We start from the raw sequence: 14,200 nt of genomic DNA on the forward strand, positions 1-14,200 counted from the left end.
CGATCCCCTCGGAGGCCGCCCGCTCATGTCCACCGCCCGCTCCACGCCGTCGCGCAAGCTTGTCGGCGCCACTGCATTGTCTGCCTTGCTCCTGCTGGCCGCTCCGCTCGCCTTCTCGGCGGAGGAGGCGGCGTCGCCGCTGCGCACTTACCTGGCCGCCAAGCGTGCGGCGATCCAGGAACAGTCTGCGAAAGCCGGTGCGCCTACCGCAATTCACGGGAAAGTCACCGCCGAAAGCCGCTCGGGCGTGCGCCGTCTGCGCATCGGGCCGACTGGCGAGTTCCAGTACATCAGCGACAGCGGCCGCAACTACGCCGGTTACAACCTCGGCGCCGGCTCGTGGGATTCGCTGGTCGGTACGCTGGCCAGCGCGGTGGCCGACGAGTACATCGTGCAGGCGGCTGTGCAGAATGTGCCGCTGGATGGCCTGGACGTGGTGTTCACCAGCATTCCCGAGCGCAAGAGCGAGAGCCTTGCGTATCCGAACAATCTTTCCTACGTGGCCTACATCGATTCGCCGGCCACCGACGCGCAGCTCCAGGCGCTCAAGCGCGCCGTGCACGAGAATTCCTCGGCCATTGATCTGGTCACTCGACCCCAACAGGTCAGCCACGCCGACGTGGAGTACATCCACAGTGCATCGGTACGCGACCCAAAATTGCCGCCAGGCCTGCGCGACTTCATCACCGAAGAAAAGCGCCCGGCAGTGCTTGCCAGACAGGTGAAGCCGGCCGCGGGCAAGGAAAAACCGGCCGCGCCGGAAACCCTGGTCGCCCGCGCCCACGTCGAGCCGCGCACCGGTCTGCGTCGCGTGTTCCTGGGCAAGGATGGCTACCACCAGCAACTGCATGACAGCGCGCCTGGTCTGCTGGGCTATGGGCTGGCCCCGACGGTGGAAGAGCACCTGCTCGGCGTGACCGGCACCTGCCTGACCCACATCTTCGAGGTGCAGGCAGCATCGCGGAACGTGCTGCTGGATTCGCTGGAGCTGACCGTCGATGGCCAGGTCAGCCCGCGCTTCGGCAGCAATGTCCGGTCACCCGCCAGGTACAGCGGCATCCGTTACAAGGTGCGGATCGAGTCACCCGCCTCGGAGCAGGAGATCGACGCGCTGCGCCAGTCCGTCGAGGCCACGTGCCCGCTGTACAACCTTGTCAAGGACGAGCAGAAGCTGGAAGGCAGCATCGTGCGGGGGGCATATGCAGACGCCGCGCAGTAAGCGCCTGCCTGTTCGCCCCGCCCAGTACGCCAATCGTTGGCGGCGCAGTCATCTGGCCCTCGCCCTGTGCACGCTGCTTGCCCCGGCAGTGGCGGCTGCGGAAACCGCAGAGGAGGCAGAAGCCGCCGAGGCGGCGGAGGATACCGACGACGCGGCCTCGCGGGCGCAGGGTTCCAGCGCACGGACGCTGGACAAGGTCTCCGTGCTCGGCTCGCAGATCGCCGGTGGCGGCGCGCAGGCGGCACTGCCGGTGGTCGCGGTGGACCGCGAGCAGATCGATGCCACCCTTGCCACCAACGGCAACGAGCTGTTCCGCAGCCTGCCGCAGTTTGGCGATGTTGCCGTCACCGAGAAGGGCACGACCAACGCCGGCCGGAATTCCAACGTGGCGCGTGGTGATGTGGGGTCCATCAACCTGCGCAACCTGGGCTCGAAGTACACGCTGCTGCTGGTCAATGGCCGCCGCACCGTGCAGCATCCGATCAGCAACAGCGGCGACGACACGACCTACAACGCGAATGCCATCCCGGTCTTCGGCCTGGAGCGCGTCAACCTGCTGCTGGACGGTGCCGCCTCCATCTATGGCTCAGATGCAGTCGCGGGCGTGGTCGATCTTGTGATGCCGAGCAACCTCCAGGATGGCGGCGGCATCCGGCTCAACTACGGCGAAGTAACGGATGGCCATCGCGAAGAGGTATCGCTGGATGGGTACTTCGGCAGCGACTTCAGCGAGGGGCGCGGCAACGTCTCGGTGCTCTACGGATTCTCCAGACGGAGCGCGCAGCTCAATTCGGATGCCTGGTTCACCGCCACCGATGGTCGCCGTCCGTTGGGTGATGGCACCAGTGTGCCGGACCCGAACGGGACCACCGGCTTCAGCACGCGAACGCCGTGGGGGCATTTCGATACCTATACCGGCGGCCGCCGCACGGGCAGCTGGTACGTCAATCCCACCACCGGTGCGTTGACCTCCGGCACGGTGCCCACGCGCTATCACTACGATTCGGCGGCCGAGCCGGGGATCACCTCGTCACCGGCCATCCGCAAGGGCAATGTGTTTGCCAGCGGCCGCTTCGACGTCAACGACAGCGTGCAGCTGTTCGGTGAGCTGGGCTATTACCGCGCCACCTCCGAGTCCTGGGTGAGCAGCGAATCGGGTTTCGGTGGCGACGGTTTCCTGCTGCATATCCGCCCGGACGCGTACTGGGTTCCGCAAGCGCTGCGCGGTGCCGATGCGATCCGGCTGCTCAACTACCAGTTCGCCGATTCGGGCATCCGCCGGGTGAAGGTGGACAACGACCAGTCGCGGGTCCTGCTGGGCGTACGCGGCTGGACCGAGGGGGGCTGGAACTGGGAAACGGCGTTGCTGTATTCGCGCGCGCGCAGCACCGACACCCAGCAGGGCGGGCTGACCGATGCCTTCATCGAAGCGGTGAACCGCACCGATGCCAGTGCCTACAATCCATTCAGTGGCGGCGACCCCGCCAGCATCCGGGTCGGCGATGCCACGCCCTATGACACAGCGTCATTCATCGGCGAGGCGACCCGCGAAGGCACCACGGAACTGGCGCTGTGGGACTTCAAGGTGAACCGCTCCGACCTGCTGACCTGGTATGCCGGCGACATCGGCATGGCGGCGGGGGTGGAATACCGCTATGAAAGCCGCCGGGACGACCGCGACGAGAACATCGATGGCAGCAACCCCTATACCGACTGGTATACCGGCACGGTCGCGGCCAGCAACTTCTTCACCCACAGCCCGCGGCCGGATGTGCACGGCAGCCGCAACGTCACATCGGCGTTGATTGAATTCGCCTTGCCGCTGGTGTCTCCGGCACAGGGCATCCCGCTGGTGCAGTCGCTGGACCTGCAGATTGCCGGCCGCTGGGAGGATTACAGCGATGCCGGCAAAGTCGGCAAGCCGAAACTGGCGGCGGCCTGGAAGGTGGTGGACAGCCTGCTGCTGCGCGGCTCGGTGAGTGGCGGCTTCCGTGCACCGGGACTGGAGCTGGTGAACTCACCCCCGACCTATGGCTTTGGCTTCAACAACGACGCGGTCCGCTGCCATGCATTGGTCACCAAGGGCGCGCAGCCGGATTACAGCGCCTGCTTGAATGCCTTCAGCAGCGGTTCGTCGGTGAAACCGTCGGTGAGCGCCGTGACCTCGTACGGCGACGACGTCAAACCGGAAACCACCCGGCAATCGTCGTGGGGCGTGGTGTTCGAGCCGCAGTTCCTGCCCGGGGGGCTGGGGGCGATCAGCCTGAGCGTGGATGCGTGGCGCGTGCAGGTGGAGAACCCCATCAGCACCATGGGCGAGGAACTGCTGTATGACGCCTACCTGCGCGTGGTGGAAGGCAGCAGCAACCCGAACGTGGTGCGCGCGGCGGTGACGGCGGAGGATATCGCGCAGTTTGAAGGCTCCGGCCTGGCACCGGCAGGCGTGGTGACGCACGTCTACAACCGTTACCAGAATCGCCGGCCGCTCACCGCGTCGGGCGTGGACTACAACGTCGCCTGGCGCCTGCCGGACATGGCGTGGGGCACGTTCTCGTTGCTGATCAGTGCCAGCCAGCTCAAGGAGTACACCCAGCAGAAACCGGCCGAGATTCAGCAGGTGGCTGCGGCCATCGCCAGCGGGCAGCTGAACATCCTCGTGCCCGACCTGGGGGCGGCCAACGAGGTGGGCATCAACGGCGCGAAGCCGGAATGGCGGGCCAGCGCGACCTTGATCTGGAACCTGCAGGACTGGACGGTGCGGCTGCGCGATGACTACATCGACAGCGTGACCGCCGGCGCCTACGCCGACCGCACGCCGTTCGTGGTCGGCTCCACGCAGCGCTGGGCGCTGTCGGTGAAGAAGGAATTCAACCGCGGTCGGCTCAGCGGAACCGCGGTGGAAGTGGGCGCCCGCAACCTGTTCGACAAAGCGCCGCCGCTCAACGCCACCGGCAGCTACCTGAGTGCGCTGCACGAATCCTACGGGCGCTACCTCCATCTCGGCATTTCCAAGAACTGGTGAACACCATGAAGACGCACGCAGTTGTCTCGCTGTGCCTGGTCACTCTGGTTGCGGCCGCCTGCAGCCCGCAGGATCGGGCCACAGGGGTGCCATCCGCATCCGCGGCCGCAGCCGCGGCGCTGGAGTTCCAGGACCAACACACGCAGTGGGTACGTCAACGCAGCGCGGACCTGAGCAAGCCGGATGGCTGGACCAGCCTGATCGGGCTGCACTGGATCGAAGCAGGCAAGCGCAGCGTGGGTGGGGGCGCGGACAATGCGATCCGCCTGTCCATCGCGCCGGATCGACTGGGCGAGGCGGAGCAGCGCGCCGATGGCCTGTACTTCCAGGTCGCCGAGGGCGTACCCATTACGGTTGACGGCAAGCCGGTACAGGGCGAAGTCCGCCTGGATCCAGAGGGGGCAGGCGGTGGAACCAAGCTGGCCTATGACGAAGGCAAGGGCCAGATCACCGCGATCAAGCGCGGTCAGCGCCTTGCCCTGCGCGTGCGCCACGCGGACGCGCCGGCACGGCGGGACTTCGCAGGCCTGGATTTCTTCCCGGCCGATGAAGCCTGGCGCGTGCAGGCGCGGTTCGTTCCGCACCCGGCCGGGAGGACGCTTCCCATCGTCAACGTGCTTGGCGAGGTCGCTGACAATCCCAATCCCGGCTACGTGCTGTTCGAGAAAGACGGCCGCCAGTGGCGGTTGGAAGCCCTGGGCGACCCGGCGAAGGGATTGAACCTGATGTTCCAGGACCAGAGCACCGGGAGGCTGACCTATGGGGTAGGACGCTATCTGCACACCGATCCGGTCGCGGCGGACGGTACGGTCAGTCTGGACTTCAACCGCGCCTACAACCCGCCCTGCGCGTACACGGACTTCGCCACCTGCCCGCTGCCGCCGCCGGAGAACCGCCTGGTCCAGCAGGACGGCAACGGTCAACGCACGCGGCTGGCGGTGCTGGCCGGCGAGAAGAAGTACGCGGCGGCCAACCACTGACCGGCGTGGAGGATCGCGCCAATGGCTCCCGGCTGAACAGGTCCTCCGGCGTTGACGCGGCATCGACGCGTTTTCACGGGAGTTTCCATGGTGGGCGCAGACACTTGCCCCACGCCATGAAGCGAGGAGCCAACCATGAATCTCTCTACCCGAAACGTGCTGTGTGCAGCTGCCCTGATGGCATCGGTGTTCAGCGCCAGCGCCCAGACCTACGGGCCGAAGGACGAAGGGCGCCGCTTCAATGACGGCACCAAGGTGGTCTGCAAAAACGTCGAAGTGCAGCGCAACAGCAAGGACCCGAACCGCATTGCGGGTACTGCCACCGGTGCGGTGGTGGGTGGCCTGCTGGGCAACCAGGTCGGCGGCGGCAGCGGCAAGAAGATCGCCACCGTGGCGGGCGCGGTGGCCGGCGGCGCGGCCGGTCGTCAGATCCAGGGCAACTCGCAGAACAAGAACGGCGACCGCGTGGTCGAGCGTCAGTGCTATCGACGCTGATGCGAACGCATTGAATGCGCGGTAAGTGATACGGAAGGGCTGGCCAGTGGGCCAGCCCTTTTTTCGTCAGCGCGTCGGCGGGTAGCCCGCAATCGTCCGCGCGCCGGTGATGATCATGCGCAGCATCTGCGCGGTCTGCTCGATCATTTCCGGATCGCGATCCGGTGGCTGGTCCAGCGCGGTGCCGCCCATGGCGAACACCAACCGGGTGATTGCCTTGGCCACCAGGTGCGGCTCATGCAGCACGGCGCCATTGTCTGCATGGGCCAGGCGGATCAGGTCCACACAAAGCTCTTCTTCGAAATAGTTCAGTTCGCGCTCGACGGCCTGTTTGAAGGCGTCCGACCCGGCACTGCCTTCGCGCAGCAGCACGTGCAGCAGCCGGTCATCGGCGCGCAGCTGCTCGAAAAACGTTTCCACCGAGAGGCGAATGACACTCCGGTCGGACGATGCCGCGCGCTGCCGCGATTCACCGATGATGGTGCGCAGCGAACGGCCGGCCAGGTCGATGAGGGCCACGGTCAGCTCGTCCATGTCGCGGAATTGGCGATAGAACGAATTCGGGGCGATGCCGGCTTCGCGCGCGACCTCGCGCAGGCTGAGCGTCGACACGCTGCGGTGCGGTCCGATGAGCGTCAGGGCCGCCGCCAGCAGATCCTCGCGGGAAATGGAGGCTTTGCGGGCCGGAAGGGCGTCGTCGTGGGCAGTCAGGGGCAGATCGGGCGGAGTCATCCAGGAGCCAGACGGTCAAGTCCCTGAATCATAGCCGGTAACGGCAATATACAACTGTATACACAGCTGTATGCTCGGCCGTATAGTGGGGTCATGAGCGCACTCCCTCGTCCTGCCGCCGCCCGCCGTTCCGCCCTCTCGCCCCGCCAGTGGGTGTCCGAGGAACTGTTCGATTTCTGGGCCGGCCACGTGCATCCGCTGTGGACCCTGCGGCGCCCCCGCGCAACGCTGGTGTCGCGCCATGCCGCCAGCGCCGACGCGGTGACCCTGGTGCTGCGCCCGAACCGTCATTTCCGCGGCGTGGCGGCAGGCCAGCACGTCAATCTGGGCGTGGAAGTGGATGGCCGCCGCCTCACCCGCAGCTACAGCCCGACGCTGCTGGACGATGGCTCCCTGGCGATCACGATCAAGGCCGTACACGGCGGCAAGGTCAGCCAGTACCTCGCGCAGCAGGCGCCGCTGGGCGTGGTGGTCGAGCTGGGCCAGGCGTTTGGCGAGATGACCCTGCCGGCCACGCTGCCCGCGCGCCTGCTGTTGCTGGCCGCCGGCAGCGGCATCACCCCGATGCGTGCCCTGCTGCGCCAGCTGGACCAGGCGGGCATGCCGGCGCGGGTCGATCTGGTGTACTGGGCGCAGCAGCGTGACGCGCTGTGTTTCGCCGAGGAATTCAGCGCCATCGCCGCGCGCCATCCAGGCTTCACGCTGCATCTGGCCCTGACCCGTGATCCGGTTGCACCGGCCGCGCGGGTGGATGGCTACGACTTCCGTGCGCTGGGCGCGCTGGCCGATGCGCAGGTGATGGCCTGCGGTCCCGGTGGGTTCGTGGACGCGGCGCGCGCACGGCTGGACGGGCAGGTGGCCGCGCTGCAGTTCGAAGCCTTCACGCCACCGGTGCTGCCCGATGCCGAGACCGGTACGGTCCGGGTGGAGCTGCGCCGCAGTGGCCGCACCCTGGAACTTCCCCGTGGTACCTCGCTGCTGCAGGCGCTGGAGGCCGAAGGCCTGCGCCCGGCCAGCGGGTGCCGGATGGGCATCTGCAATACCTGCGTGTGCGGCAAGGCCAGTGGCGTGACCCGCCACACCTTGACCGGCGAGTACGCGGCCGAACCGGCCACGCAAGTGAAGCTGTGCGTGAACAGCGCCAGCACCGACCTGATTCTGGAGCTCTGAGCATGTCTTCCGTGCAGAACCGCGTGTTGTCCGCCACCGAACTCGCCTCGTTCGGCAATGAACTCGACGCCTTGCGTGCGCGCCAGCTGGAAACGCTGGGCACGGACGATGCGCGGTACATCCGCCGCGTCGTGGCCGGCGTGCGCTGGACCGGCGTGGCCGGCCGCGCGCTGCTGTTCCTGGGTGCCTTCGTGCACAGCGTGCTCATTCCCGCGTGGATCGCCGGCGTGGCGCTGCTGGCGCTGTCCAAGATCCTGGAGAACATGGAGCTGGCGCACAACGTCATCCACGGCCAGTACGACTGGATGGGCGACCCGCAGCTGCAGGGCAGCACCTACGAATGGGACATCGCCGGGACCTCGGACAACTGGCGCAAGACCCACAACTTCCGCCATCACACCTATACCAACGTGCGCGGGCTGGACGACGACATCGGCTACGGCCTGCTGCGCATCTTCCCCGAGCAGCGCTGGCGCCCGTTCTACCTGATGCAGCCGGTGGTGGCGGTGGTGTTCGCGCTGCTGTTCGAATGGGGCATTGCGATCCAGGACCTGCGCGTCGGCCGCCTGTTCGCGGGCAAGATCACCCTGCGGCAGCTGCTGGCGCAGGCGCGTCCGGTGGGCCGCAAGATGGGCACGCAGGTGCTCAAGGACTACGTGCTGTTCCCGGCGCTGGCCGGCCCGTTCTTCCTGCCGGTGCTGCTGGGCAACGTGGTTGCCAACGTGATCCGCAACGTGTGGACCTACGTGGTGATCTTCTGCGGCCACTTCACCGCCGACGCGGAGACCTTCCCCAAGGACTGCGTGCGCGATGAGACCCGCGGCCACTGGTACCTGCGCCAGCTGCGCGGCTCGTCGAACATCGCCGGCGGCAAGGTGCTGAACCTGATGACCGGCAACCTCAGCCACCAGATCGAGCATCATTTCTTCCCTGACGTGCCGGCCAACCGCTACGCGGCCATCGCCGTGGAAGTGAAGGCGATCTGCGCGCGCTACGGCCAGCACTACAACACCGGCTCGCTGCCGAAGCAGTTCGGCCAGGTGATGTGGCGGATCGTGCGCCATGCGTTCCCGAGCCGCCCGGCACGGGTGCGGGCGGCATTGGTCACCGCCGAACAGCAGGCGTAGAACCACGCCCTGCGCGGCCGAACGCCGTGCCGGCGGTAGCGGGGCACCCCTTGCGTCGGCTGTACTTCAGTCGCCTTCGCCCATCTGGCCTTCGGCCAGCGGCACTCTCGAACCATCGAGCAGGCCGCGGCTGAGCGCACCGTCTTCGATGAACAGCAGTTCGCCGTTCTCGCCGTCCTTGATGCTGCTGTCGATGGCGATGATGCGGTCGCCATGGAAGCGGCTCACATGCGGCATCGAGGTATGGCCGACCACGATGCGCTTCAGCGCCAGCTGCTTGAGCAGCGCATCGATCTGGGCGGTGTCCATGCGGCCGTCGAAGTAGCCGCGGAACCAGATCGGGCTGGTTTTGCCGTCGAACAGACGCGCGGTGTCCGGCGCGGCCTTGACCTGGTCCTTGGGCAGTCCGAGCGATGCCTGGTAGAGACTGTTGGTGGCCTCCAGGCCACGCACCATGTCCAGGTTTTCCGGCGCGATGCCCCCGTGCAGGAACAGCGTGTCGCCGATCTGCAGCAGCACCGGGCGCGTGCGCAGCCACTGGCCAACCACCGAATCGGCGCCATACAGCGCCGGGTAGCTGCGGCCGAGCAGCTGCGCGCTCTTGAGGTACTTTGGGTTGACGTAACGCAGGTCGTCGTAGAGCACCATCGTCTCGTGGTTGCCGAGCACGAAGTGCACCGCGCCGCCGGCCGCCGTGGCCTGCTGCTGCAGGCTGTACAGCAGCCAGAATGCCTCGGTCACCTGCGGGCCACGATCGAACACATCGCCGGCCACCACCAGGGTGGCATCGCCCAGGGACCAGCGGTCCTCGCTGTCGATGACGTGGTGGGCGCGCAGCAGTGTGACCAGCAGGCCGTACTGGCCGTGGATGTCCGACAGCGCCACGATGCGTGGCGTGGCCGGGTAGCGTGCGACTGCGGCCTGCTGCGGCGCGGTCACCGTCAGCGGATGCGGGTAGCCGCACTCGGGCAGCACCACGGTGCTGTCGCCGCGCGCAGGCAGGTCGCGTTCCACCACATGGTCATTGCAGATCCACTGCGCCTGGTGGCCCTTGGGGGTCATGAACACATAGGGGCCATCGGCGTCGACGTGTTCGGCCGGTGCCGGAACCTCGCGGGCAGCGGCAAGCAGGGGAAGCAGGACAAGCCCTGCCAGGATCAGGCGGACGGCGGCGGAACGGAGACGAAGCGGCATCGGAATGGTCTAGCGGAACGGGGCAGGCGGCCAGATGCCGCCCATTTGATCCTACCCGCCGTCAGTCCCCGCGGGTATGCGCCATTGGTCAGCCCATGATGCGGAATGTGGCATTGCCGGCCGCGCTGGGCACGCCCGCAGGTTGATGGAGGGATTCGCTGTGCTCACCGCTGTGACCCGGGGTGGGGACGACCTTGACGGGTCCATCACTACGGCGGGAGCACGCTGCCGTTCAAATCGGGGGTAGTACCGGGGTGCTGCCTGCGGGCTGTGTCAGCCGTCGCGTGCGCCTGGGGATTGACCGGAGATGCCCCGATGCGATTCGCGCGCGAGTTGATGTGCCTGCTGCTGTGTGGTCTGTCGTGTGGATGTTCGACCTGGCGGGACGGAGATGATTCGGGGCCGCTGACACCGCGTAACACCCTGTATGGTTGCGATGCCACCCGTACCCAGTCATATGCGTCGTATATAGCTCCTGGCTGGAACGGCAGGACGCCGTCGTGGGTGGTTGTTGCCTCGGATTCGCAATTCCCGCGAAGTCGCAACGATGACGGTACGGAAACCGATCAGGAGCCCGCCAAAGCCCACGCGGCGCTGTCCGCCGTGCTGGCCGACATTGGACGCTTTCGCGATTCTGTAAAGCAGGCGGCGCATTACGTGCCCGTGGTCATCAATGGCGACCTTACCGATTTCGGGCATGGAGGCCAGCGTGACACGATGCAACATCTGTTCCATCGACTGGCCGGATCACCAGGTGGGCCGGGGGGACCGCTGTTCTTCCCGGGACTGGGCAATCACGACTACAGCAACAACGTGAACGACTGTACCAACAACGGGTGCGCGCGGGACAGCATCTGTGACGTCCTGCAATGGACCCGCGAGATTGGACCCAGGTACTGGGATTACTACGCGGCGACCAGCGATGACAAGCCAGAACATCGCGGCAGCTATGCATACTCCGTGGATGTATATGGCCTGACATTCATCGAGCTGCATGATTCGCCCATGTACACCACGTATTTCGAAACGGGCGGTTTTGCGATCAATGACAAGGTGAAGTTCAATGTCACCACGTCGCTTCGCTGGCTGGAGGGCGCCTTGCGCGATGCACGGTCAAGGAATCACATCATCTTCCTCAATATGCATCGGCGCAATCAGTGGCCAGCCGGCGATGTTGCGCGTTTCCAGCGGCTTGTCACGTCATATGGTGTCACGGCGGTCTTCGCCGGCCACGTCCATGGGGAGCTTGGCAGGGCGCAGCGCGATGAGTACTACGGCCAGGTGCCGGTGTATCAGACGGGCGCCCTGTTGGACCAGAGCTATCTCATGGTCCAGCTGGATCACGGCCAGAAAAAGGTGCGCGTCTACAAGGTGGCGCCTGGCCAAGGCCATGCACGGAAGGAGCTGGTTGATGAAATTCCGCTGCTGAATGGCGTCACGCTTCCCGAGCCCGACTTCGCGGACGCGGCAATGGTTCTGTACGAAGGCAATAATGCAACCCAGGACTTCCAGTGTGAGGTTCCGCTTGCCGGCTACCCGGCATTCAACATGGGCGGCACCTACGGCTGTCCAAACGATGAGGCGAGGTCTCTGCGGATTCTCAAGGCGAAGAAGGGAACGCGGATCGAACTTTTCGGAAACTGGGACCAGAAGCCCGACCAGGCCTTCGCAGTAATCGAGGTGACGCAGGACATCACCACGCCGGTGATCGTTGGGTCCTTTGAGCGGAAGTTGGAAGAATCCAATTGGAAAATACAGCGCTACGGGGAAGGCGCGCTTGACGGAAAGATCTCCAGCATCGCAGTCAGTGATGCCAATCGGTTCTCCGGGGGAACCATCACCTTGTTCGAGGGAAACAATGCAACCCAGAAGGCGTTGTGCACTTTGCCTCTCGGCCCCGAAGCCAGGTTCAACATGCGGGAAGGTGTGGGGAAGAACTGCCCCAATGACGAGGCCAGGTCTGCGCTTATTAGAAATGCACGCCTCGGCGACTCGGTGTGCCTGTACGGTAACTGGGACCAGAAAACCAACCAGGGCTACAGTTGCATTACCGCGATGAAGGATTTCTCGCAGAATGTCGTTGCGACGTTCAACACTGACAACTGGAAAGAACCGGATGGAAGCTACGAGGCCTTCAACATCAATGGCAACATCGATGGGTGGGTTTCGAGCATGACGATAGGTCGATACGACTGGGGCAAAGACGGTCCAGACGGAATGAGCGCTGCCCCCGATACTCAGACGCCGGATGCGGCGAAGCCATGACTGCCGGGGTGGTTCGCCTCACCCTTTGACCCCGGGGCGGATGTAATAGCATCCGCCCCGTCGTCGGCCTACCCTGCGCGCACAGAACAGGAGGGCCGCCATGGGTCACGACCACGATCACCTGCCGAGCGAGATCCGCCACGAGAAACCGTTGTGGTGGGCGCTGGGCCTCACCACCCTGTTCCTGGTGGTGGAAGTAGCCGGTGCGTTCTGGACCAACAGTCTGGCGCTGCTGTCCGATGCGGCGCACATGGCTACCGACACGCTGGCGCTGATGATCGCGCTGGTCGCGGTGCGGTTGAGCCGGCGCCCGCCCGATGCGCGGCGCACCTATGGGTACGCGCGGCTGGAAGCGCTGGGCGCGATGATCAATGGCGGCATGCTGTTCGTGGTGGCCGGCTACATTCTGTGGGAGGCGGTCGCACGGTTCCGCCAGCCGCAGGAAATCGCCTCCACCGGCATGCTGGTCATCGCCGCGTTCGGGCTGCTGATCAATCTGATCTCGATGCGGTTGCTGCGTGCGGGCAGTGGCGAGAGCCTCAACGTCAAGGGCGCCTACCTGGAAGTGTGGGCGGACATGCTGGGTTCGGTGGCGGTGATCATCGGCGCGTTGCTGATCCGCTGGACCGGCTGGAAGGTGATCGACCCGATCCTGGCGGTGCTGATCGGGCTGTGGGTGCTGCCGCGCACGTGGGTGCTGATGCGTGAGGCGATCAACGTGCTGCTGGAAGGCGTGCCCAAGGGCATCCAGGTGGAGGCAGTGCGTGCACGGCTGTGTGCGCATGAAGGCGTGCGCGATGTGCACGACCTGCACGTGTGGGCGCTGGCCTCCAGCACACCGGCGCTGACCGCGCATGTGGTGATCGCTGACGGGGTGGATGCGGACGGGCTGCGTCGGCGGCTGGGCAGCGCCCTGCATGAGGACTTTGACATCGACCATGTGACGCTGCAGATCGAAGCCGAGCATTGCGGCGACGATTGTGCTGACGGCAGCGCGTCGGCCTCGCACGGGCAGCATGACCACGACCACGACCACGACCACGACCATGCCGCGCATGGTCATGCCCATGCGCGGGTCCACGAGCCGCGCCGCAGCGGGCCGGATGCGCAGGGTCATCACGGTCATCCGCATCCCTGAACCGGCAACGGCGGTCGGGCGGGGCAGGGCCGGCGGGGTTGCCGCTACAATGCGGGTCTGCCTTGCCCTCTCGGAGAAACCGCAGTGACCCGGAAACTCGTACTGTTGCGCCACGGCCAGAGCCAGTGGAACCTGGACAACCGCTTCACCGGCTGGGTGGACGTGGAACTGACCGAACAGGGCCGCCGCGAGGCCGCCGCCGCTGGCCGCCTGATGCGTGAGGAAGGCCTGCAGTTCGATGTGGCGCACACGTCGGTGCTCAAGCGCGCCATCCACACGCTGCAGGGCGCGCTGGCCGAGCTGGACCAGGACTGGCTGCCGGTGAGCAAGAGCTGGCGCCTGAACGAGCGTCATTACGGTGGCCTGCAGGGCTTGGACAAGGCGGAGACCGCTGCGAAGCACGGCGAGGACCAGGTCAAGATCTGGCGCCGTTCGTATGACATCCCGCCGCCGGCGATGGACCGCGACGACCCGGGCCACCCGATCCACGACCGTCGCTATTCGACGCTGGACCGCAATGCGTTGCCGGGCACGGAATCGCTGGCGACCACGCTGGAGCGCGTGCTGCCGTACTGGTTCGATGCGATCGCGCCGCAGCTGAAGGACGGCAAGACGGTGCTGGTCACCGCGCACGGCAATTCGCTGCGCGCGCTGTACAAGTACCTCAACAACGTTTCGCAGGAAGCCATCCTGGAGCTCAACATTCCGACCGGCATCCCGTTGTTGTTCGAGCTCAACGACGACCTGACGGTAAAGTCGTTCCGCTATCTGGGCGACCCGGAAGCGGCGCGCAAGGCGGCTGAGGCCGTGGCGAACCAAGGCAAAGCAAAATAACGGCCTGATTGCCGTGGAGCCGGG

At 65.9% G+C, this 14,200-nt stretch carries 11 protein-coding genes; 9 read left to right on the plus strand and 2 right to left on the minus strand.

Annotated elements, in window-relative coordinates; translation table 11 throughout:
• The first annotated feature begins 25 nt into the window (after positions 1 to 25).
• The 4 genes from AC3ITN_RS06180 (at position 26) to AC3ITN_RS06195 (ending at position 5,716) form a co-directional block, all read left to right on the plus strand.
• The gene (locus AC3ITN_RS06180) at positions 26 to 1,219 is read left to right on the plus strand and encodes an OsmC family protein (protein WP_489392375.1); all 1,194 of its coding nucleotides are present in this window, start codon (positions 26 to 28) and stop codon (positions 1,217 to 1,219) included.
• Positions 1,200 to 4,241 (plus strand): TonB-dependent receptor domain-containing protein, encoded by a 3,042-nt coding sequence (locus AC3ITN_RS06185; protein ID WP_489392376.1) that lies wholly within the window; start codon positions 1,200 to 1,202, stop codon positions 4,239 to 4,241. The genes AC3ITN_RS06180 and AC3ITN_RS06185 overlap by 20 nt, the downstream gene beginning before the upstream one ends.
• A gap of 5 nt (positions 4,242 to 4,246) precedes the next feature.
• The gene (locus AC3ITN_RS06190; protein ID WP_489392377.1) at positions 4,247 to 5,221 is read left to right on the plus strand and encodes a DUF1684 domain-containing protein; all 975 of its coding nucleotides are present in this window, start codon (positions 4,247 to 4,249) and stop codon (positions 5,219 to 5,221) included.
• A gap of 135 nt (positions 5,222 to 5,356) precedes the next feature.
• Positions 5,357 to 5,716, plus strand: a complete 360-nt coding sequence (locus AC3ITN_RS06195) for a glycine zipper 2TM domain-containing protein (RefSeq protein WP_489392378.1) — start codon at positions 5,357 to 5,359, stop codon at positions 5,714 to 5,716.
• A gap of 66 nt (positions 5,717 to 5,782) precedes the next feature.
• On the opposite strand, the gene fabR is transcribed toward AC3ITN_RS06195, so the two are convergent.
• Complete coding sequence (gene fabR / locus AC3ITN_RS06200; protein ID WP_313343707.1) at positions 5,783 to 6,448, minus strand: HTH-type transcriptional repressor FabR; 666 nt, start codon at positions 6,446 to 6,448, stop codon at positions 5,783 to 5,785.
• A 93-nt stretch (positions 6,449 to 6,541) separates the two neighbouring features.
• Here fabR and AC3ITN_RS06205 point away from each other — a divergent pair, with 93 nt between their 5' ends.
• Both AC3ITN_RS06205 and AC3ITN_RS06210 read left to right on the plus strand, forming a co-directional pair.
• Entirely contained in the window at positions 6,542 to 7,618 is a 1,077-nt protein-coding gene (locus AC3ITN_RS06205) for a ferredoxin reductase (RefSeq protein WP_489392379.1), read from the plus strand.
• Positions 7,619 to 7,620: 2 nt separating this feature from the next.
• On the plus strand, positions 7,621 to 8,745 hold the full coding sequence (locus AC3ITN_RS06210) for a fatty acid desaturase family protein (RefSeq protein WP_313343713.1): 1,125 nt from the start codon (positions 7,621 to 7,623) through the stop codon (positions 8,743 to 8,745).
• A 66-nt stretch (positions 8,746 to 8,811) separates the two neighbouring features.
• Here the strand turns inward: AC3ITN_RS06210 and AC3ITN_RS06215 are convergent, their stop codons facing one another.
• Positions 8,812 to 9,939 carry a metallophosphoesterase gene (locus tag AC3ITN_RS06215; protein WP_489392380.1) on the minus strand — a complete coding sequence of 376 codons (1,128 nt, stop codon included), beginning with the start codon at positions 9,937 to 9,939 and terminating at the stop codon, positions 8,812 to 8,814.
• Positions 9,940 to 10,254: 315 nt separating this feature from the next.
• Between AC3ITN_RS06215 and AC3ITN_RS06220 the strand changes: the two genes are divergently transcribed.
• The 3 genes from AC3ITN_RS06220 to gpmA all read left to right on the plus strand — a co-directional run bounded on the left by AC3ITN_RS06220 (position 10,255) and on the right by gpmA (position 14,176).
• The gene (locus tag AC3ITN_RS06220; RefSeq protein ID WP_489392381.1) at positions 10,255 to 12,204 is read left to right on the plus strand and encodes a metallophosphoesterase family protein; all 1,950 of its coding nucleotides are present in this window, start codon (positions 10,255 to 10,257) and stop codon (positions 12,202 to 12,204) included.
• A 100-nt stretch (positions 12,205 to 12,304) separates the two neighbouring features.
• On the plus strand, positions 12,305 to 13,342 hold the full coding sequence (locus tag AC3ITN_RS06225; RefSeq protein WP_489392382.1) for a cation diffusion facilitator family transporter: 1,038 nt from the start codon (positions 12,305 to 12,307) through the stop codon (positions 13,340 to 13,342).
• Between the two features lie 84 nt (positions 13,343 to 13,426).
• Complete coding sequence (gene gpmA, locus AC3ITN_RS06230) at positions 13,427 to 14,176, plus strand: 2,3-diphosphoglycerate-dependent phosphoglycerate mutase (protein ID WP_489392383.1); 750 nt, start codon at positions 13,427 to 13,429, stop codon at positions 14,174 to 14,176.
• The last annotated feature ends 24 nt before the right edge of the window (positions 14,177 to 14,200 follow it).

This window comes from Stenotrophomonas sp. KH_036_B, assembly GCF_057839485.1.